The organism is Planctomicrobium limosum (assembly GCF_051465645.1).
Lineage (GTDB): Bacteria > Planctomycetota > Planctomycetia > Planctomycetales > Planctomycetaceae > Planctomicrobium.
The window spans coordinates 4677233-4698296 of record NZ_CP195790.1 but is presented as its reverse complement, the minus strand read 5'-3'; the positions used below and the strand labels follow the sequence as shown (position 1 = coordinate 4698296).

Annotated in this window: 12 protein-coding genes; 8 read left to right on the top strand and 4 right to left on the bottom strand. The window is 53.0% G+C overall.

The window, feature by feature from the left end; all coding sequences use genetic code 11:
• Positions 1-185: 185 nt before the first annotated feature.
• A complete protein-coding gene (ilvB, locus tag SH527x_RS17795; protein WP_437192027.1) occupies positions 186-2000 on the top strand; it encodes a biosynthetic-type acetolactate synthase large subunit in 1815 nt (604 codons plus the stop codon).
• Positions 2001-2375: 375 nt separating this feature from the next.
• Entirely contained in the window at positions 2376-3404 is a 1029-nt protein-coding gene (gene aroF / locus SH527x_RS17790; RefSeq protein WP_437192026.1) for a 3-deoxy-7-phosphoheptulonate synthase, read from the top strand.
• A 126-nt stretch (positions 3405-3530) separates the two neighbouring features.
• Here the strand turns inward: aroF and SH527x_RS17785 are convergent, their stop codons facing one another.
• A complete protein-coding gene (locus SH527x_RS17785; RefSeq protein WP_437192025.1) occupies positions 3531-4919 on the bottom strand; it encodes an RtcB family protein in 1389 nt (462 codons plus the stop codon).
• A gap of 468 nt (positions 4920-5387) precedes the next feature.
• Here SH527x_RS17785 and SH527x_RS17780 point away from each other — a divergent pair, with 468 nt between their 5' ends.
• From SH527x_RS17780 to rny, 3 genes are all read left to right on the top strand, one after another.
• Positions 5388-5837 carry a response regulator transcription factor gene (locus SH527x_RS17780; protein ID WP_437192024.1) on the top strand — a complete coding sequence of 150 codons (450 nt, stop codon included), beginning with the start codon at positions 5388-5390 and terminating at the stop codon, positions 5835-5837.
• A 157-nt stretch (positions 5838-5994) separates the two neighbouring features.
• On the top strand, positions 5995-7041 hold the full coding sequence (gene bioB / locus SH527x_RS17775; RefSeq protein WP_437192023.1) for a biotin synthase BioB: 1047 nt from the start codon (positions 5995-5997) through the stop codon (positions 7039-7041).
• An 886-nt stretch (positions 7042-7927) separates the two neighbouring features.
• Entirely contained in the window at positions 7928-9469 is a 1542-nt protein-coding gene (gene rny / locus SH527x_RS17770) for a ribonuclease Y (protein ID WP_437192022.1), read from the top strand.
• A gap of 124 nt (positions 9470-9593) precedes the next feature.
• On the opposite strand, the gene SH527x_RS17765 is transcribed toward rny, so the two are convergent.
• Complete coding sequence (locus SH527x_RS17765) at positions 9594-11060, bottom strand: DUF1501 domain-containing protein (protein WP_437192021.1); 1467 nt, start codon at positions 11058-11060, stop codon at positions 9594-9596.
• Positions 11061-11118: 58 nt separating this feature from the next.
• Positions 11119-14310 carry a DUF1553 domain-containing protein gene (locus SH527x_RS17760; RefSeq protein ID WP_437192020.1) on the bottom strand — a complete coding sequence of 1064 codons (3192 nt, stop codon included), beginning with the start codon at positions 14308-14310 and terminating at the stop codon, positions 11119-11121.
• Between the two features lie 770 nt (positions 14311-15080).
• Here SH527x_RS17760 and SH527x_RS17755 point away from each other — a divergent pair.
• Positions 15081-16505, top strand: a complete 1425-nt coding sequence (locus tag SH527x_RS17755) for a proline dehydrogenase family protein (protein ID WP_437192019.1) — start codon at positions 15081-15083, stop codon at positions 16503-16505.
• A gap of 26 nt (positions 16506-16531) precedes the next feature.
• Here SH527x_RS17755 and SH527x_RS17750 read toward each other — a convergent pair whose 3' ends face one another.
• Entirely contained in the window at positions 16532-17920 is a 1389-nt protein-coding gene (locus SH527x_RS17750; protein ID WP_437192018.1) for a bifunctional folylpolyglutamate synthase/dihydrofolate synthase, read from the bottom strand.
• A 345-nt stretch (positions 17921-18265) separates the two neighbouring features.
• Between SH527x_RS17750 and SH527x_RS17745 the strand changes: the two genes are divergently transcribed.
• A complete protein-coding gene (locus SH527x_RS17745; protein WP_437192017.1) occupies positions 18266-18871 on the top strand; it encodes an RNA polymerase sigma factor in 606 nt (201 codons plus the stop codon).
• Between the two features lie 584 nt (positions 18872-19455).
• A complete protein-coding gene (locus tag SH527x_RS17740; protein ID WP_437194649.1) occupies positions 19456-20703 on the top strand; it encodes a glycosyltransferase in 1248 nt (415 codons plus the stop codon).
• The last annotated feature ends 361 nt before the right edge of the window (positions 20704-21064 follow it).

Below are 21064 nucleotides of genomic sequence, written 5' to 3'. Positions count from 1 at the left end.
GTTCTGCGTTACAATGTTGATCCCAGTCTGCGCCCGGGAAAGGGAGCAGTGTTTTCAAAAATGCGATTCTTCAAATCGTCATTGGAGGAATGCTGACAAGCAAAGGCCATGTGCCGGCGACAGCAGGACAACAGGTAGACGAGACAGAGAAGACCGCCACTACACCTTTTCGGGAAGCATGCATCGTGTCGACAGCCCTGGCACCTAAAACCGGTCGTCAGATTAGAACCGGTTCAGATATTCTTGTCCAAGCCTTGATTCAACAAGGGGCCAAGTACGTCTTTGCGTATCCCGGCGGTGCCAGCATGCCATTGCACCAGGCATTGCGCAAGCACCGCGAACACATTCGCACAATCCTGCCTCGCCACGAACAGGGAGGGGGCTTTGCCGCTCAGGGGATCTCACGAACCACTGACGAAATCGGCATTTGCATGGCGACAAGCGGTCCAGGAGCGACAAACCTGGTCACCGCCATCGCTGACGCCAAGATGGACAGCATCCCACTGATCGCCATCACCGGTCAGGTTTCACAGAAAGTCATTGGAACCGATGCGTTCCAAGAGACTCCAATCGTGGAAATCTGCCGTGCTGTCACCAAGCACCACTACATGATCACAGCAGCTGATCCGGATTGCCCGGAATCAGTTCAAGCCGCTCTGCGCAGCATTCCACGGATCGTCAAAGAAGCGTTCTATGTCGCTCGCTCTGGCCGTCCAGGTCCAGTGCTGATTGACTTCCCGAAGAACATCCAGCTCGCATCAACCGACGCGGACATCGACTTTGATCCCCCGATGAATCTGCCTGGTTACCACACCGAGAGCAAGATCGCTGTGGAACAGGTTCGTCAGGTTGTCGCCGCGATCCGCCGCTCAAAGCGACCAATCCTTTACGTCGGTGGAGGTTGCGTCAACACCGAAACATCTGCAGAGCTCATCAAATTTGCTCGTGCTTCCAACATTCCGGTGACCACAACCGTCATGGGAATCGGAGCATTCCCAGGTGACGACGAACAGTCGCTGCACATGCTCGGGATGCACGGAACCGTTTACGCGAACTTCGCAGTGAACGATGCCGACCTGCTCCTCGCGCTCGGTGTGCGATTCGACGATCGCGTGACCGGGAAACTCGAAGAATTCGCCAAGCACGGGAAGATCGTCCACGTTGACCTCGACCCGTCCGAAATGCACAAGAACAAGGAAGCCCACATCCCGATCATCGGAGATGTTAAGGAATTCCTGATCAAGCTGAACGCAGAATTCACTGCTGACGACAAGCCAGAAACAGAAGCCTGGTGGAAGCAGATCAATGAGTGGAGAGCTGCTCACCCACTGAAATACCGTGAAGCAGGCGACTTCATTGTTCCTCAGCACGCAATCGAAGAACTCTGGCGCCAGACCATCGAAAAAGACACCTACGTCAGCGTCGGTGTGGGTCAGCACCAGATGTTTGCAGCCCAATATTACAAGTTCCGCGAACCGAAACGCTGGCTGTCCAGTTCAGGTCTGGGAACGATGGGCTTCGGCCTGCCTGCTGCAATGGGCGTTCAGGCGGCTCATCCAAACTCACTGGTCATCGACATCGATGGTGACGGGTCAATCCTGATGAACATTCAGGAACTGGCTACCCTGCACTGCGAGAAACTTCCAGTCAAGATCCTGCTCCTGAACAACCAGCACCTCGGGATGGTTGTGCAGTGGGAAGACCGATTCATGGAAGGACGTCGAGCACACACTTATCTGGGTCCGATCGACCATCCAGAATGGCTCGGCGAAGGTTCCGGCACTCACTACGAAGAAACGTACCCGAACTTCGTTCAGATGGCCGAAAGCTTCGGTGTGAAAGCCGCTTCCGTTCGCAGCAAAGCAGCTCTCCCAGCTGCAATCAAAGCCATGATTGAACACGATGGTCCATATCTTCTGGACGTGTTGTGCCCATATCAAGAGCACGTGCTGCCAATGATTCCAGGTGGAGGAACTGTTCGGGACATCATCACCGAATAGTGCCCGGAAGACGGTCTTCGTGAATACACGCGACCGGCTCTCAAGATGACGCGAAAGGCGATGGCGACTACTGAGAAAATCAGAGTCGCCATCCTTCGTTATCTTCCTGAAAAACTGCCCGGAATGCGTGGTTGTCTGCACTCCTCGTTTCCAGAATGAGGAACGGAAATAACTCAACCGCCGAACTTGAGTCGCTTCCGGATTAGAGAAGAATTTGTGCGGAAATCGGCGGCTGCTCCGCTTTTCAGAGCTCCTGCGATCGTTCAGAATGCTCCGACGTTAAATTAACGATCGCACCGAGAGGGCCTGTTGGCATCGAAAGAAGCGTCGAGTGCCAACTCACAATTTTCGAGCTTAATGCTCCCGAGGTTACCCGTGATCATTGTTTTGAAACCTGACTACACTGAACAACAGCTGCAGCACATCTTTGACAAGCTCGAAGAAATGGGATTCCGCCACGAACTGAGCAAGGGAGTCCAGCGCACGCTCATTGGAGTCATTGGCGAAGAAGACCAGCTGCGAAATGCCCCATTGAAGGCGATTCCCGGCGTTGAAGATGTGATGTCGATTTTGAAACCATATAAGCTTGCCAGCCGTGAATTCCGTAAACAGGATTCAGTTTTCGATTTAGGTCATGGCGTCAAAGTCGGGGGTGGAAACCTCATGATGATCGCCGGTCCTTGCTCAATTGAAGGTGAAGACATCCTCCGCGAAATCGGTCGCGATGTGAAAGCCGCTGGAGCAAACGTTCTCCGTGGGGGAGCTTTCAAACCACGCACAAGCCCTTACAGCTACCAGGGAATGGGCGAAGAAGGGTTGAAGATCCTTCGCAAAGTCGGTGATGAACTGGGAATGCCAGTTGTCACGGAAGTGATGGACCCTCGCCAGGTTGATCTCGTGAATGAGTATTCGGACATCATCCAGATTGGTGCCCGAAACATGCAGAACTTCAATCTGCTCACTGAAGTCGGTCATACCAATCGTCCAGTGCTTCTCAAACGAGGAATGAGCGCAACGATTCAAGACCTGCTCATGTCAGCCGAATACGTGCTGGCAAACGGCAATCAGCAAGTCATCCTGTGCGAACGCGGGATCAAGAGCTTCGACAGCTCTACCCGAAACCTGCTCGACTTGTCTGCCGTTCCGAACATCAAAGGCCTCTCCCACCTGCCGGTGGTCGTCGATCCAAGCCATGCAACAGGTCGTCCAGACCTGATTCCAAGCATGTCCCTGGCTTCAATCGCCGCTGGTGCCGACGGTGTGCACATCGAAGTTCACAACTGTCCTGAAAAGGCAATGAGCGACGGACCACAGGCGCTGTTGCCACATCAGTACGCAGATCTCTTCCAGCAAATGCGAACACTCGCAACCTTGCTGAAACGAGAAATCCCTGCCGCTGTCTAATACCGAACAGGGTTAGACGACCGTAGCAATATTTAGAAGTAATAAAGGGCCGGAACACACGAGTGGTTCCGGCCCTTCTCATTTGAGGTCGCTTACAATCGCGGCCATTTGATTGACCAGAACGGTCTAATCTTCGGCTTTACTTCCATCGCCGCACATCTTGACCACCTTGGGATCAAATCGAGCAACGATATCGACGAGATCCGTTTGAGCAGCCATGATCTGATCGATGTTCTTGTAGACGCCGGGGACCTCATCTGATCCGGCAGAGAGAACAGTCACGCCCTTCTGCTTCAGATCTCCGCGAACCGCATTGAAGCGGAATGTCGCGTTCGCTTTGGTTCGCGACATGACTCGCCCTGCACCGTGCGATGCGGAATGGAAGCTCTCAGCGTTTCCCTTCCCGCGAACAACATAAGCAGGCGTTGCCATCGACCCCGGAATCACTCCCAGAACACCTTCGCCAGCAGGAGTCGCTCCCTTGCGATGCACGATGACTTCCTGACCATTGTGAACTTCTTTCCACGCGAAGTTATGGTGATTCTCAACGGTTCCGAGGACTTCCGCTCCGATGAGTTTGGCGACATTGCGATGGATGACCGCATGATTCCCTGAGGCATAGTCCCCCATCAGATTCATGGCGGCCCAATACTCTTGCCCCGCCTGCGAGTTCAGATCAAGCCAGGACAATCGACCAAAGTTCCGATACTCCTGCGGCAATGACCGCTGGGCAACTGAACTGTATGTCGAACAGACAGCATGCCCTGCCCCGCGACTCCCGCTATGACTCAGCAAGGCGACATACTTCCCGGCAGACATCCCCAACAAAGGTTCGTGCAGCGTCAACAGTCCGAACTCAACGAAGTGGTTCCCTGACCCGGATGTTCCCAACTGTCCCCACGCCTTGTCTTTCAGCTCGCGAGTCACTCTGGACACGCTCCAATCCTGATCCATGACATCATGCGATTGGCGTCGTTTGAACTGCTTTCCTGTCCCGAAAAGTGTTCCATTCTCCAGAGCAGTTGTGAACTGAGCCACCCCGTTGTCTCGATCCAGCATCTCAGGTGGAAGATCGAGAACTGACAACTTCATTCGACACGCGATATCGACACCGACCGCATACGGGCAAACAGCATCCTTCAGCGCGAGAACTCCGCCGATGGGCAGCCCATACCCGACATGTGCATCCGGCATCAACGCAGCACCGACTGCACTGGGTAAAGCACATGCATCCCGCATCTGCCGGTGCGACTCCGGGTCGATGTACTCACTTCCCCAAGTTTGATACGTCACCGGGTCTCGATGAACCTGAACTTGCGGTGCAACCAGCTTCTGAGCCAGCGCAGCGAAGTAGACATCCTCAAGGTACACCTGAGGATTCGCGATGACATCTTTCAACGAATCCTGAACCGCTTTGGAACGCAGTCCAGCGGCGCAGGCTGATTGAATTGCCGAGATCGCTTCTGCAAAAGCGTCCTCAGGCATCCCGAGTTTTGACAACTGTTTCCGATTCATGGCCCTGACATCCTGATTTCAACGGGACGGCATCCCACCGTCCATGTGCTCCCCATAAATCAGATGCATTTCTGGCACCACGACTTCAGTATGGGGTTTGATCCGGACACAATGAACAAGCCTGAAGTTCGCCTCTATCATTCCAACAGCGAACAGAGATCTTGGGCGAACAGGCTCAAAGCCGCTTTCGCAAAATCACATTGACGACAACGCCATCGTAAAATACTCAGGAAATTGTCAGCAACCCGAAAATGGGAGGGGGTCTCGTTGAGTCCATTGCTGGTCCCCCATAAGATGCAGTTGCGTTTCAGATCCAGCCGGTCGCAATTGCTGGTATTGTCATTTTATCCCTGCAAATGCGAGGCGGAGCATCCCGTTCACACCAGTGAACGATAAGATGCCTGAAGAACTGGCCGAAGTCTGACTTTGGTTGGTTTGCAGACCTGTAATCAGTCAAAGGGAGCCGTCATGGCAGGCCACAAAATCGTGCTCATCGAGGACGATCGGGAAATTCAGACAACACTTCGAGCCGTGCTCGAAGCGGCTGGTTACCGTGTTGCCTCTGCATCGAATGGTGCCGAGGGCCAAAAGCTGATTCAATCCGAGAATCCTGACCTCATCATCACCGACATGATGATGCCGCGCATGGGGGGGTTCCCTGTTCTTGAATATTTGAAAACGCTCAGCTCGGCACCACCGGTCATCATGATCACCGCCAACGAAGGGGGCCGACACAAAGCCTATGCAGAAATGCTCGGGGCCGTCGACTACCTTCGTAAACCCTTTGCGATGGACGTACTTCTCGACACCATTCGTCGGGCGATCGAATCTGCTTCTTCCTCATCAGAAACCGAAGATGAAGACGGCGACGATTCCAGCCCACTGCGACGTCGGGTTCCACGGAAGAAAAAAGATTAGCACGAACCCGTCTGACTGCCTCATCGCAGTCGCCTGACCGGCTCAGTGCTTACGCGATTTCGAAATCGAAGGCGACCGGAGATTCACGATTCTGCCGCAGTGGCCAATCTCATTCCGGTTCCCATTTACATACCGATAACATTTCAATTGCAGTTTCATGCTTACATCACCTGACAATCTTTCCGCTCCGGTCTCCCGTTGGCACGAGATGAGCCGCCGCGTTCTTTCCGGTGAATCAATCACCATCGAAGAAGGACGTTCGATTCTGGAGTCTTCGGACGAAGAATTGCTCGACCTGCTGGCCGCCACTTATGCGGTTCGCCGAGCACACTTCAGCCATATCGTCCACCTGTACTATCTGAAGAACGCCAAGAGCGGTCTTTGCCCGGAAGATTGTGGATACTGTTCGCAATCAAAGATTTCCGATGCTCCCATTGAAAAGTACTCCATCGCGAACGAACGCGTCCTGATGGAAGGTGCTCGCAAGGCAAAAGACAGCAACGCTCGGACCTACTGCATTGTCGCCAGCGGTCGTGGGCCAACGAACCGCGAAGTCGATCACGTCTGCAATGTCGTCAAGAAAATCAAAGACGAAATGGGCCTGCATATCTGTGCATGCCTGGGATTGCTGAAGCCAGATCAGGCTCAAAAACTGGCTGACGCCGGCGTTGACCGCATCAACCACAACCTGAACACATCACGTCGCTACTACGACGAGATCTGTACGACCCACACCTATCAGGATCGTCTCGACACCCTGCGAATCGCTCACGAAGCCGGCATGGAATTGTGCAGCGGACTGATTGTCGGGATGGGTGAAGAACAACAGGACATTCTCGACGCGGTCTTTGAACTCCGCGATCTGGACGTGAAGTCGATTCCGGTCAACTTCCTGCATGCCATCGACGGAACACCACTGGCTCAGAAGGACGAACTCGATCCTCGCTACTGCCTGAAGGTGCTCTGTCTGTTGCGAATGGTTCACCCGAGTGTGGAAATCCGCATCGCTGGTGGACGTGAAGTCAACCTGCGATCAATGCAGGCAATGGGCCTTTACGCCGCAAATTCCATGTTTGTCAGCGATTACCTGACAACCAAGGGCCAGACCCCGGAAGAGGATTTCGCAATGGTCAAAGACCTCGGCTTCGATGTCGTGGTCGGCGGGCACGAAACCAGCTCCGAAGTCGAAGAAATTCTGTCCTAGAGGCAGTCATCTCTCGAGTCGTTCGTTCTGAAAACAAAAAGGTCAGGTTCTGAAATTCAGAACCTGACCTTTTTCCATTGGATTTTCATTGGAACTGGCACTCTCCACAAATCCCTCCCAAACGCACAGTCAGACCAACCTGTATTGCAGCCGTAGGATCTTGCCAGATAAGACAATGCATCACTTGTGAATTGCCGTAGAGTATTTTTTTGATAGGATTTAAATGGGGGCAAGTCCCTCCCGAAAATGAGCACCTGTTTCCAACAATTCATCAACCGTGTTTCAGAGCCTTGTTCAGGCAAGCTGACATGCTGACGAATGAGGGAAGGCGATTGGATTTCAGATTCAACATGCTCAATTTCTAGACAGCCCATTTCTGGTCCAGTCTGGAATTGAACTGTTGAGAACAACTTCAGGATGACACCTCGACCTGATCGGAACTGTTTCGATGCAGGTGGAGTGACATGGTCTCCGTTAATGACTCCAAGTCTCGTTTGAAACCGTCTATGCAACTGCTGAACGTACTGATCTGCTGGATGATGCACCGATTGGGGGTCCTGCTGGACTTATCCCGACAGGTGTGTCGCCTTCAGTTAGTCAGTCCGTCAGAACAACCTCCACTAAGTTGGGGGCTGTCCGGTCTGCTGTTTCCGCCACTGTCGATCGACGTTCCATTTCGTCGCACCGGCAAGCGAGGAAACACAGATGACTCAACGGACAACAACCGCACAGGTTGTTTCCGAAGTCCTTTCCGGCTGCGTCATAGTCAGAGAACGAACTTGCACAGCGCGTTGTTCAACTGAATTCAGCGTCCTCTCAAATTGCGTTTGCGTCTGTTTCCCATCACTGATCAAGTGCTTTCGAAGATGGTTTCGAAAGTCACATCATGCATCCTTTGTTAAGTGCCATTATTGCGTTGCTGGCAGGCGGCGCAATTGGATACTTCATCGACTCCCTGCTTAAAGGGAAATCGCACCAGTCTGCCTCTGAGATCATCAAGGACGCAGAACGTAAAGCGTCCGATCTCGCTCACAAAAGCGAACTCGACGCCAAAGAAGAGCTGTTCCGTCGCAAGGAAAAGCTCGACAAAGAGCTCGATAAGATTCGCGATGAAGTGCGGCAGCAGGAACGCCAGCTGGACCGCCGTGAATGCACTCTCAACGAGTTGGAATCATCGCTGAAAAAACGCGAACGGATGGTCGAGCAGCAACAGCAGAAGTTCGCCGAACGTGGCAAGGTCATTGAGAACCGTGAACGCGAGCTCGAGCGCATCGTTCAGGAAGAGCAGGAAGAACTCTTCAAGATCTCCGGCCTGAATCGTCAGGAAGCAGAAGAACGCCTGCTGACCAGTCTCGACAAGAAACTGAAAAGCGAAACAGGCGCCCTGATCCTGAAGCATCAGAACGAACTGAAGCAGGAACAAGAGAAGCTGGCCCGCGAAATCATCGGCATGGCCGTGCAACGCTATGCATCGGCTCACACGTCGGAAACAACCGTTTCGACAGTGGATATTCCAAGCGATGAAATGAAGGGGCGCATCATCGGTCGCGAAGGACGCAACATTCGTGCGTTCGAAAAAGAGACCGGCGTCGACGTCATCGTGGACGATACACCAGGCGTGGTTGTCGTTTCGGCATTCGATACAGTCCGCCGTGAGATTGCGAAAATCTCATTGAACAAGCTGATTCAGGACGGTCGTATTCACCCGGCACGAATTGAAGAGATCGTCAAAGAAACACGCAAAGAGATGGATGAGCGCATCATGCAACTCGGCCGGGAAGCGGCTGACGAAGCAGGTGTGCCAGGTCTGCATGACAAAGTTCTGTACATGATGGGCCGCCTCAACTTCCGCGTCAGTTACAGCCAGAACGTGCTGCGTCACTCCATCGAAGTGGCACACCTGACCGGGATGATGGCCGAACAACTGGGTCTGGACGTTGAAGTTGCCCGACGTTGCGGATTCACGCACGACATCGGTAAAGCAGCAGATCACGAAATGGAGGGGGGACATCCCGCCATTGGTGCCGACATCCTCAAGCGTTACGGGGAACGTGGCGAAGTGGTTCACGCTGCTTTCGGTCACCATGATGATATTCGCCCGGAGTACATCTACACCGTTTTGACCGCGGCCGCTGATGCCTGCTCTGCTTCTCGCCCCGGTTCACGTCGCGAGACGCTTGAGAAGTACATTCGTCGCCTTGAAGAACTCGAAGCCATCGCTTGCGGGTTCCCTGGTGTCAACGAAGTGTATGCCGTCCAGGCAGGTCGAGAAGTACGTGTTATCGTCGATCCAAAACAGGTCAACGATCGTGCTGCCGCAAAGATGGCTCGCGAGATCGCTCAGACGGTCGAAGAGAACATGACCTATCCTGGCGAAGTGAAAGTCGTCGTGATGCGAGAAGTTCGCTCAGTCGGCGTCGCCAAGTAGGCAGAACCATTTCCGGTTCGCCAACGACATTCAGATGAATAAAAACGCCTCAAGCGCAGTTTGCACTTGAGGCGTTTTACTTTGAGCCGTCCCAACTTCCGTAATGTTATTTGGCTGACACAACTCAAGCGAGCAGTTCGGAGACAATTCTGGCTGGCAGAACCCCGGTCAGTTTCTGATCCAATCCCTGAAACTTATACGTCAGACGTTCGTGATCATACCCCAGCAACTGCAGGACAGTCGCATGGAAATCACGCACATGAATCGGGTCCTTCACGACATTGTATGAGAAGTCATCTGTCTCCCCATAAATCGTCCCGGCTTTCAGACCCCCTCCAGCCATCCACATCGTAAAGCAGCGAGGATGATGATCGCGGCCGTAGTTCTTCTTCGACAATCCTCCTTGTGAATAGATTGTCCGCCCGAACTCGCCTCCCCAAATGATCAGGGTTTCATCGAGCAACCCGCGCTGTTCGAGATCGTGAATCAGCGCGGAACATGGCTGGTCAACATCGCGACATTGATCCGGTAAACGACCTGCCACGTCCCCGTGCGTATCCCAGTTATTATGATAGATCTGCACAAAACGGACGCCTCGTTCAACCATGCGTCGAGCCAGCAGAACCGTTTGAGCAAAGCTGCCAGACTTCTGAATATCTGGCCCATAGAGATCCAAAGTCGCCTTGGTCTCTTGCGAAAAATCGGCCAGTTCAGGAACACTCGACTGCATACGGTACGCTAACTCGTACTGCTGAATTCGGGTTCTGGTCTCCAAGTCCCCCAGCGAGTTAAACGTCATCTCGTTCAACGCATTCAATCCGTCCAATGTCGACCGACGAACCGCTCTCGAAACGCCTGGTGGATCATTGATGAACAGAATCGGGTCGCCGCTTGTTCGAAACGCAGTCGCAGCATGTTCGCCTGGCAGATAACCGGACGACCAGAGACGACCGGAGATCGCCTGTGTTTGTGCCGTGTTCGTTGGTTGTGCGACCATCACAACGAACGTGGGCAGATTGTCATTCAGGCTTCCCAATCCATATGAGGTCCACGCCCCCATACAAGGCCGCCCACTCACCTGATTCCCGGTCTGCATCAGACTGATTGCAGGTTCATGATTGATCGCTTCAGTGTGCATCGCTTTCATGAAGACGACTTCATCTGTCATCTTCTTCATGTGCGGAAGCAACTCCGAGACCCACATTCCGTTCTGACCGCATTGCTCGAACTTGTACATCGACGGAGCAATTGGAAACCGTGCCTGCCCGGAAGTCATTGTGGTGAGACGCTGACCGTTCCGAATCGATTCCGGAAGGTCTTTGTCGTACCACTCATTCATCACAGGCTTATAGTCATACAAGTCCAACTGCGATGGACCGCCGACCATGTGCAGATAGATGACATGTTTCACCTTCGCAGGAAAATGCGTGGCAACGTGCCCCATCTGTTCCGAATCACTCTTTCCCGACGAACTGGCTGTCGCAGCTTTCCCCAGCAACGACGTCAGAGCGGCTGTCCCAAGCAGGTTGGCTCCCTGCGAGAAAAAATGCCGGCGTGTGATGTTCAATCGATAATCATCAAAGAGAGACATCGTCAACTCCTGTCTCACTGGACCTGTGCGGATGAACTGGACCTAATGTCTCACGGTTCTACTTGTTCAACATCTCGTCGAGATTCATCAACTCATTTGTCAGCATTGTCCACGCCGCAAGTTCCGTCGCAGGAATTGTCTCGTCTGGCGGCGAGACTCCAAAATGAATCAGCTTCTTGGCGTCTTCCGGAGATTGATCGTAATTCGTCCGCAATGACTCCAGCGACTTCAGGACAATGACCATTTCGGCTGGCTGCAAATCCCGTGACAGCAGGTGCTGTGTGATCACTTTCACCCGAGCTTCCGGGTTGTCCCCTCCCGTTCGAATGGCGTATTGAGCCAATGTTCTGGCCGCTTCGACGAACTGCTCGTCATTCAATGTGACGAGTGCCTGTAACGGAGTGTTGGTTCGTTCTCTGCGAATGACACAGTACTCACGATTCGGAGCATTAAAGATCTCCATCGATGCAGGTGGAGCCATCCGCTTTACGAACGTATAAAGGCTGCGTCGGTAGAGTGAGTCCCCAGAATCACGCTTATAATTCCGTGTGGTGCTTCCCATCATTCCGACCACCTCCCAGATGCCATCTGGCTGATACGGCTTCACGCTGGGACCACCAATCGTCCGTACCAGCGTTCCGGTGGCCGAGAGAGCCGAATCACGCACCATTTCCGCATCCATCCGGAAACGAGGGCCGCGAGACAGGAGACGATTCTTCGGGTCAGCTTCCCGTTTCTCAGCAGTTGTTAAAGCCGCCTGACGATAAGCTGAAGACATGACGATCTGTTTGAACAACCGCTTCACGTCCCAGCCATTCTCGACAAAGTCGAGCGCGAGCCAGTCGAGAAGTTCAGGATGACTTGGAAGGTCTCCCATGATCCCGAAGTCACCAGAGGACTCGACGAGTCCCGTTCCGAAGACTTCCTGCCAGAAGCGGTTGACTGTCACACGAGACGTCAAAGGCTGATTCGGTTGCAGCAACCATTGAGCCAGCGTCAAACGGTTTCGCGGAACGCCTTCAGGGAATGGCGGAAGGATCTGTGGTGTCCCCGGCGCGACCTGATCGAGGCGTTGATCGTACTCTCCCCGATTCAGAATGAAGGCCATCGCTGTTTCAGGTTTTTCCTGCATCACGTGTGCGATCGTCCCACGTGATTGAAGGTCACTCTTTTCCTGTTCAAGCTTCGCGAGCAGTTCTGCCTGTTTGATGAAGGTCGCATCAATGGTGCGTAACCACCATTGATAGAGTTCCTTGCGAACTTCTTCGGTACGTTTAACAGGTTCCGCTCGGACGAAGTCGGCGAATGTGTCGGCCTTAGTGAGAATTGCGACATCATTCTGAGGCAACAGTCGTCGATAAAGACGAACTTCCTGAACAGCGACCGACGGCGCGATTCCTCCGCGATCTCGTTGCCCGATTTTGAATGGGACATCCGTTTTCACTGAATATTTCAGTTTGTCTGCAACAACATTCGCCTGCTGCAACACGCCATCAAAATAGATGCTGACTCCGCTGGCTTTCCCTGAGCCGTCATAAGAGACCGTGACGTTGACCCATTTGTTGGCAGGTATCTGATTCTTGCTGACCACTTTCAGCGCATTGTCAGGCCAGTTATGAATGATGTGAGACCCGACGCGACGCCCTTCGATCCAGAGATCCCAGCCGCGGTGCTGATTTGCTTCGTCCATGCGAGCGACGATTGCCCCGCTGCCGTCATTGGCAGTTGCATTGATCCATGCGGACACTGTAAATGCGTCCGAGCGTTCGAAATCCCCGACATTCGGAACCGTCGCGATTCCCTTCTTCACAATCCGAGCGGCTTTCGTCCCGTTCGGGCCATCGATCCATTCAGTCGTTTCGTCCAACGGAAGCGTCGTTGATTCTTTGTGAATCGTTGCCAGCGCAGTCGCTTCTTCCAGTTTGAACGTTGCCTGAAATTCCAGCGATTCCGGAGAAGGGCCATTACTGAAGAAAGCAGGATCAGCAGTCGCAAGCCACTTCTCAAAATCTGGTGCTGCTCCTGATTCCCGCTGATTCAGAATGGCGCGTTCCTGCTGAATTTTGACCAGCAATTCATCCCAGCGAGAAACGTCCCCTGATTGTGGAACCACGATAATTGGAGGAGTGTCTTTGATGTTCCCGTCTTTGGCTGCCTGCGTCGTGTTGTTGAAGAACGCAGCCAATTCATAGAACTCTTTTTGCGTCAACGGATCGAATTTATGTGTGTGACAAACTGCACACCCGGCCGTCAGTCCCATCCAAACGAGTGCTGTCGTTTCCGTTCGATCTCTGGTGTAGAGAACCAGATATTCTTCGTCGATGATTCCCCCTTCGTTCGTTGTCATGTTGCAACGATTGAAGCCTGAGGCAATCTTCTGATCGAGAGTCGCATTGGGAAGCAAGTCGCCAGCCAGGTTCTCGATCGTGAACTGGTCATACCGCATGTTGCGATTGAACGCGCCGATCACCCAGTCACGATACGACCACATTTCCCGAAAGTTATCGAAGTGGATTCCATGCGTATCGGCATAGCGAGCGTAGTCCAGCCAGTACCGCCCTCGATGTTCTCCCCAGGCGGTTGACGCCAGCAGAGAGTCAACGAATGTTTCGTACGCCTTCTCACCGGGATCGTTCACAAAACGGTCTACCTGATCCGGTGTCGGAGGCATGCCGGTCAAATCGAGACTGACACGTCGTGCAATCGTCCTGCGATCCGCTTCCGGAGCAGGCGTCAGTCCGTGTTTTTCCAGTTCAGCAAGAACGAACAGATCGATTTCATTGCGTCCCCATTTCGGATTCTTCACCTGAGGAAGAACTGGCTTCTCAGGCGCAATGAACGCCCAGTGCAATTCATACTCTGCCCCTTGCTGAATCCACTGACGCAGCGTCTGCTTCTGTTCAGCGCTCAACACTTTCTTAGTCTCAGGCGGCGGCATGACTTCATGCTCGTCTGTCGAAAGAATGCGTTTCACCAGTTCGCTCGCGTCGACATCACCCGGCACAATCGCCGAGGCATCGACGGCACTGCCACGCTGATCGAGTCGTAACTCTGCCTTGCGGGAAGCACTGTCTGGACCATGACAGGAGAAGCAGGCTTCGGCAAGAATCGGTCGCACATCGCGGTTGTAAAGAACCTTTTGTTCCGCGGCACGACTTGCTGCCGGAAACATCAGGACCAACGACGAACAGAGACCCAGAACAACAACGCAAGAACGCAGTTTCAACTTAAGAGAGACATCAGGCTTCATGTCTCAAAATTCCTTCACTTCATCATGCCGTCATGACAGATTTTGTGGCGACTTGTTGTCGAGGGTTCAATCTTCTGCGGAGCGTTCTCTCGGAGGATGCACGTCATTGAAACGCCTATCCAGAGTAGAAACCGAAAACAGACCTGAGTCAAAAATTTCCCCAGAGGGAAAACCTGCCTGCAGAAGAAGTCGTTGATGCCACAACAATTCACTGTCTCTACGACGTGATGATCTGACACAAGGGGGAGGACTCAGTGCTCATCCCGATCCCCAATATGAAGGGCACAATGCGGCACGAATAGGTGTGACTTCTGACAGAAGAGATTCTTGATCTTTCCTGCCGAAATCACTTACCGATCATAAGATCAGTTGTCATTGATGTCTACCGGAGCATTGGGAGAACAGCGTGACAGGCAGGCTTTCTTTGCAGACTTCATTTTAAACAACCCAAAACTGATACAAACGGCGAAATACGGATTTCCACATACCAAAAGAGTACAGCTACAGATAAAATCACTCTAACAATTTTCCCTGGAATCTGTTGCGGCAGATGCTGCCTCCATCAGACGCAGTAATTTCCGCAAAAGAGACCTCTTCTCCATCGGGATGTCTGGCTTCTCTTCCGGTGTTCCGGTTGATGGTCTAAAGTCCGCGAGATGACCTCCGATTCCGTCGGGTCCATTCGGATCGGAAAGCAGTGATAGCTCCTTTCCTGTCCCATCTTCCCAACTCTTGAAGTTGGAACTCCTTTCTGTTGATCGAATTCTGTGATGCCAAGCCCAGCTCGCAAAGACACCTCCTCCGCTCAAGTGGAACAACGCACACAGGAAATCGGCCACGAACTCTGGTCGAAACTTGCCCGGCGGAAGCCAACTGTTTTTGAGCGACGATGGTGGCTCGATCATATTCTGGAATGGGCCATGCATGACGAATCCGTCAAGGTCCAGATGTTTCGCTTCGTCGACGTGTTGCCGACACTGAAGTCGAGCACCTCCGTTGCCCAGCACCTGCAGGAATACTTTGACGAGATCCGCAGTCACCTTCCAACTGCGGTACGAATGGGTCTTGATGTTGCTCACCCGGACACACTGCTGGGGAAAGCACTCGCCGTCAACGCACGAACCAATACAAGAAAGATGGCCGAGCGATTTATCGCAGGGACAACCTCGGAAGAAGTCTTCCGCAGCGTCAGCCGTCTTCGCAAAAGTGAACTTGCATTCACACTCGATCTACTGGGTGAGGCGGTCATCAGCGACAGGGAAGCGCGCGCCTATCAACGAGCTTACCTGAAACTCATGGACGAACTGGCTCCTCAGGTCAACTCATGGCCGGAAGATGTCATTCTCGATCGACACACATCCGGCATTCTGCCTCGATTGAATGTCTCTCTCAAACTGTCCGCACTGACCAGCCACTTCAATCCAATGGACCCGGTCGGAACCACCAAGAAGGTGAAGGCCAGACTGCGCAAGATTCTGCGAAAGGCAAGAGAACTCGATGTCTTCGTCAACATCGACATGGAACACTATCACTTCAAAGACCTGACACTTCAGATCTTCGAAGAAATCGCCTGTGATGACGAGTTCCGCGATTGGCCACACCTGGGCATCGTTGTTCAGGCCTATCTGCTCGACGCCGCAGATGATTTGAAGAAACTGCTGAGCTGGGTCGAAAAACGTGGGACACCAATCTGGGTGCGTCTCGTCAAAGGTGCGTACTGGGATCAGGAGACAATCACTGCCGCATATCGTGGCTGGCCCTGCCCGGTCTTCATGGAGAAATGGCAGACAGACGAAAACTTTGAAGTTCTGACCCGATTCCTCTTTGAGAACCATCAGTGGCTGAATCCCGCAATTGCTTCTCACAACCTGAGAAGCCTTTCACACGCAATGGCAGTTGCCGAGGAACTCAAAGTGCCGACGCATGCGTGGGAGATCCAGATGCTGCACGGGATGGCAGGTGAAATCCAGAGCCTGCTCACCGAACAGCATTATCGTATTCGAGTCTACACCCCATTCGGTGAACTGTTGCCGGGGATGTCGTATCTCGTCCGGCGTCTTTTGGAAAACACGTCGAACGAATCCTTCCTGAGAAACGCATATCAGTCCGAAGTGAGCATCGACGAACTGTTGCGCAACCCGACAGAGCTTGGAAAGCTCAAGCATCTCGATCATCCAGCCAAAGCAAGCGTCTAATCCGGCATCCGGTCAGACTTGATCCGTTAATTGCGTAACGGCTTCAGTCCGTTCACAAGGATCGCCTTGGCTTCTGCGGCAAGGAAGAACGACCCTGTGACGCAGACAAGATCCTGAGACGTCGTCGTGGCCGCTGCCTCATTTAACGCAGCTGCTGGATTCTGCAGAATGCGCCATGGTTTTGTCAGCACCTGTGGCGCAAGTGCTTCGAGTTCAGCGAGGGTGACGGTGCGAGGATTGTTCGAATATTGAGTGAGCCAGATCTCATCAAAGAAGCCATCCAGCGTCTTCAACAAGACCGACACTTCTTTATCCCGAGAGGTCGAAAAGATCACAATCCGGCGTTCAGACGGGACACTCCTCAGCGTTTCACACAAAGCCACGATCGACGCTGCATTATGCGCGCCATCAATGATCGTCAACGGTGTCTGATCCACGACTTCCACGCGTAACGGACACAACGTCGCAGCCAGCCCTGCTCGAATCTGATCATCAGTCAGGACGAATCCCTGCTCCCGCAGCAGAGTTGCAACCGTAATCGCAATGGCAGCATTTCGAGTCTGATGCTCCCCTGCCATTGCCAATCTGACATCGCGCAGTGCGTACTCCCCTGAGACGAAATCGAACCGGTAGCAGGCGGGAACCGATCCCCCTGTCGCCTGCGGACTGGAGTTTTCAATTCGAAACTCCTGGTTCAAGCGAAACAGCGGAGCATTTTTCTCCCTAGCGCGTTCGACAATCACATTCGCTGGTTCACTGTCCGTGACCGCGGTTACCACTGGAACGCCAGTTTTAATGATCCCCGCCTTCTCGCCTGCGATGAGCGCCAACGTCTCTCCCAGAAGACGCGTGTGATCCCGACTGATACTCGTAATGGCAGTCACGAGTGGATTGCAAACATTTGTGGAATCAAGCCGACCACCCAACCCCACCTCAATCACTGCCAGATCGACTCCACTCTCCTGAAAGAACAGCCAGCCGATCGCGGTTGCGATTTCAAAGAACGTCACACCTTCGCCTGAGCTGCGACGATCGAACTCAGCCACGATCGGACGAACCCGATCCGTCAGAGCGATCAACTGTTCCGCAGTAGGGACGCGTGAATTGATTGTGAATCGCTCTTCAAATGCATCAACATGCGGAGAGGTGAACAATCCTACCTGATAACCGGCCGCCTGAGCAATTCTGGCGACCATGGTGGCCGTTGACCCTTTCCCTTTGGAACCGGCGACATGCACGGTCGGGACGGAACGTTGTGGATTCCGCAACGCCGCGAGGAATTCTTCCATTCTGGTCAGCTTGAAGTCCTGCAATGACCGGGCCGCTTCGGGGGCACGTTCGTAGTTCAGCCGACCGAAAATGAAATCAAGAGACTGCTGGTAGCGAACAGCAACGGCAGGAGAAGGCTGGTTCACAGAAGATATCACCAGAAAAAAACAACCGCCTCAACCTGACTGACACAATTCGAAATCGGATGCGACGAGCGGTCTTTCGTCAACTCAGATGCTGCACAATAGCGGTTACATCGTCCAGAACAAGATCGCACAGAAGAATTCGACATCCTCAGCCACCTGTTGTATCGTGGGGATGTTCGTGTGAGGTCTTCAGAGACACCGCAGACATGCAGAAAATCTGGTTCTGCCGGCTGGCTGGCTTTCACATGAAAATTGGAATTTCTCTACTTTTCAGAATGATCCGGGACTCAACTCTGCTGAATGCTGCACCTGCCTGAATCCAGGCCTTAATCTGGTTGAGAGTCAATGAACAGACCTTCCGAACTGGCCGAATTAATCGATCGCGTTCGTACTGGCGATCAGGAGGCCGCAGCAATTCTGGTTCACCAATATGAACCAGAGATTCGTCGCTTTATCCGCTTTCGCATGACATCCACATCCGTCAGACGCTTCGTGGATTCGCTGGACATCTGCCAATCTGTACTCGCACGCTTCTTCCGGTCGCTGGACAGCAACGACATCGAACTCTCTGATCCGAAGCAATTACAGGCCCTGCTGATGCAGATCGCCCAGAATCGGATTTATGACGTCGTCGCCTGGCAGCATGCCCGAAAACGGGACGCCCGCAAGCTTGAGAAGAATGGGGACGAAGTGCTGACACGTCTGGCTGCATCTTCGAGTCCTGCCGAACGCCTGGTAGAGATGCAGGAACTCGTCGACCAGGTTTATCTTCACTGCTCCGAGGATGACCGTGCTCTGATTGAAAGACGCATGAACGGAGCAGAATGGAAAGAACTCGCCGAAGACACCGGAGCAAGCCAAGACGCCGTCAGAAAACGCGTCAGCCGCGCACTGGAACGCGCCGCTCTGGATGCCGGGATCCTTTCTCATCGCTCTCCAGAAGAGGAATAATGCCTGCCCGAAGCATTCGTGGTCGGCAATGTTTCATTTAAGTAACGCACGAGCGTTATCCCGTCGTAATAAATCACCACCGCCGTGTCATCCACGATGCATCGACGCGCCAAACAACTGAATGTTGATTACGTCGTCAAAAATTCGAAGAAATCAATAGACAACGATCTGACGTGACTGCACGCTGATAGTTGTGGCTCGATCCATCAACAAACCTGATCCTATACGGATCAGTCATGTTCCGGTCGTCCCGACGGTGCCTGATAATCCATTGCCCAAAACAGGTGGGCGATGAATTCGGCAAGATTCTAAAAACTCCGCAATGCTAACGGTCGATTCATCACCTAGCTTTGCGTTATCGACAAATTGCCTACGTGTTCTCGTATCACGTTGACTCCCGTGCGAAACGTTCTGAACTCGCGTATGCATCAACATACGGACGACGCGTCACCATCGCGTCCGACTCTGTAAGTGTATCGGAGGACGCCACTGAATTTGGCGTTCTCACTGAATTTCAAAGAGCTGACGGCAAGTCTCTTTAGTAGTTGAAATTCGTCTCCTTCAGGTGCGGCCCAGTGTCGAAGATGATCATTCTTCTGGTTTCGCTTACCGTGGCCTTTCACGTCACGTTGCTCGTCCTCCAATTCATTTGGGGTACTCGCTTCGTCCGCATGTTAAAGTCCCAGCACATTCTCCCTGAAGACAATCCACCAGAACTGCCGCGGGCACTGGTGCTTCTCTCCCTGCGCGGGTCCGACCCTTTTCTTGCTCAAACATTAAGAGCACTGCTGAACCAGTCCTATGAGTGGTTTCACCTGCGACTCATTATTGATAGTGAAACAGATCCTGTCTGGTCGATCGTGGAACCGTTTCTGAAGGAGTCAAAAGATCCTCGCGTTCAGATCCGCCTGTTAAAGAAGCGTCTTCCGACATGCAGTCTGAAGAACAGCGCGCTGCTGCAGGAAACAGAAGACCTCGACGACGACTATCAGGCAATCGTTCAGGTGGACGCCGATGCTGTGCCTTACGAGCACTGGCTTCGAGATCTGTTGACCCCGCTGGTCAATCCTGAAGTTGGAGCAACAAGCGGGCTGCGATGGTATGCTCCAGAAACAGGAACCATTCCAAACTTCATCCGCTACTATTGGGGTAGTGCTGCGATGATCCAGATGCATCATTGCAAGATGATCTGGGGAGGCTCGATGGCATTTCAACGCCATCTTCTGGAAACGACTCCACTCCGCCAACGCTGGGCAAACAGTCTGGCAGACGATCTCTCTTTGAGCGACGTCCTGAAAGAAGCGAATCTGAAGGCCTTGCATATCCCTGCCGTGCTCGCCAACCAGGAATCAACCAGCCTCTTCGGGTGCTTCCGGTTCATCCGCCGGCAGATGTCACTGGTGTGGAACTTCCACTCCTCATGGCGACTGATTTCCGGTTTTGTCTGGGCCAACATTATCTCCACTGTTCTCGCTGTTCTATTGGTTGCTCTCGGGCTTCGTTATGGAGATTCAACTCCAATCTGGATCGGCGTAAGCTGTCTGGCAATTTACGGAGTAGGCTTCCGCACCCTGATGACCTACATCGACAATCAGGTGCGAGCCCGCATTCTGGAACAGGGAAAGACGTTGCAGGCCAGACCGTGGCAGCCGGCCTTGATCATCCCGGCAACACTCGTGATGTACGCCGCCTGCAGTCTCTCAGCGATGTTGATGAATCGAGTCGAGTGGCGTGGCATCGTCTATCGCTTACGCCGAGATCAGCAAATCGAGATCATGAACGACACTCCGTTCAATCCTGATTTGCTTCCCGTCGAAACCAGCATTCTCTAATTCGATTTTTGAAATTGAATGGGATGTCCGGCACGCAGCGTTCCGCACTTCGCTTAGTGATAACACTGCTGCGTAGCCACGCTTTCACCGAATCACGCTTCCCGTGATCACTCGGTCGGTGGACACCTGATCGAACAGGATGTCTCCAGATAACAGCCTGTATAGACCGTTTCGGGAAATGCTTTAAGATGATGTCGTCCGACAATCGGTTCGAAGACGATGCCTCAACATGAACCGCCGGAATGTGTCCGTTTTCTTATGCGGCTTGGTCAACGAAGTCCCCTCGCAGCAGTCCTTTCAATAAATGAAATACTGTCTCTGCGTACTTAGTGCCTTTCAACTGCTTTAGAAAACGCTTCAG

Excerpts from the sequence above, each read along its gene's own strand:
- SH527x_RS17785 (WP_437192025.1), bottom strand. The coding sequence starts at position 4,919 with ATGAATCGGAAACAGTTGTCAAAACTCGGGATGCCTGAGGACGCTTTT.
- SH527x_RS17780 (WP_437192024.1), top strand. The coding sequence starts at position 5,388 with ATGGCAGGCCACAAAATCGTGCTCATCGAGGACGATCGGGAAATTCAG.
- bioB (WP_437192023.1), top strand. The coding sequence starts at position 5,995 with ATGCTTACATCACCTGACAATCTTTCCGCTCCGGTCTCCCGTTGGCAC.
- rny (WP_437192022.1), top strand. The coding sequence starts at position 7,928 with ATGCATCCTTTGTTAAGTGCCATTATTGCGTTGCTGGCAGGCGGCGCA.
- SH527x_RS17765 (WP_437192021.1), bottom strand. The coding sequence starts at position 11,060 with ATGTCTCTCTTTGATGATTATCGATTGAACATCACACGCCGGCATTTT.
- SH527x_RS17760 (WP_437192020.1), bottom strand. The coding sequence starts at position 14,310 with ATGAAGCCTGATGTCTCTCTTAAGTTGAAACTGCGTTCTTGCGTTGTT.
- SH527x_RS17755 (WP_437192019.1), top strand. The coding sequence starts at position 15,081 with ATGCCAAGCCCAGCTCGCAAAGACACCTCCTCCGCTCAAGTGGAACAA.
- SH527x_RS17745 (WP_437192017.1), top strand. The coding sequence starts at position 18,266 with ATGAACAGACCTTCCGAACTGGCCGAATTAATCGATCGCGTTCGTACT.
- SH527x_RS17740 (WP_437194649.1), top strand. The coding sequence starts at position 19,456 with ATGATCATTCTTCTGGTTTCGCTTACCGTGGCCTTTCACGTCACGTTG.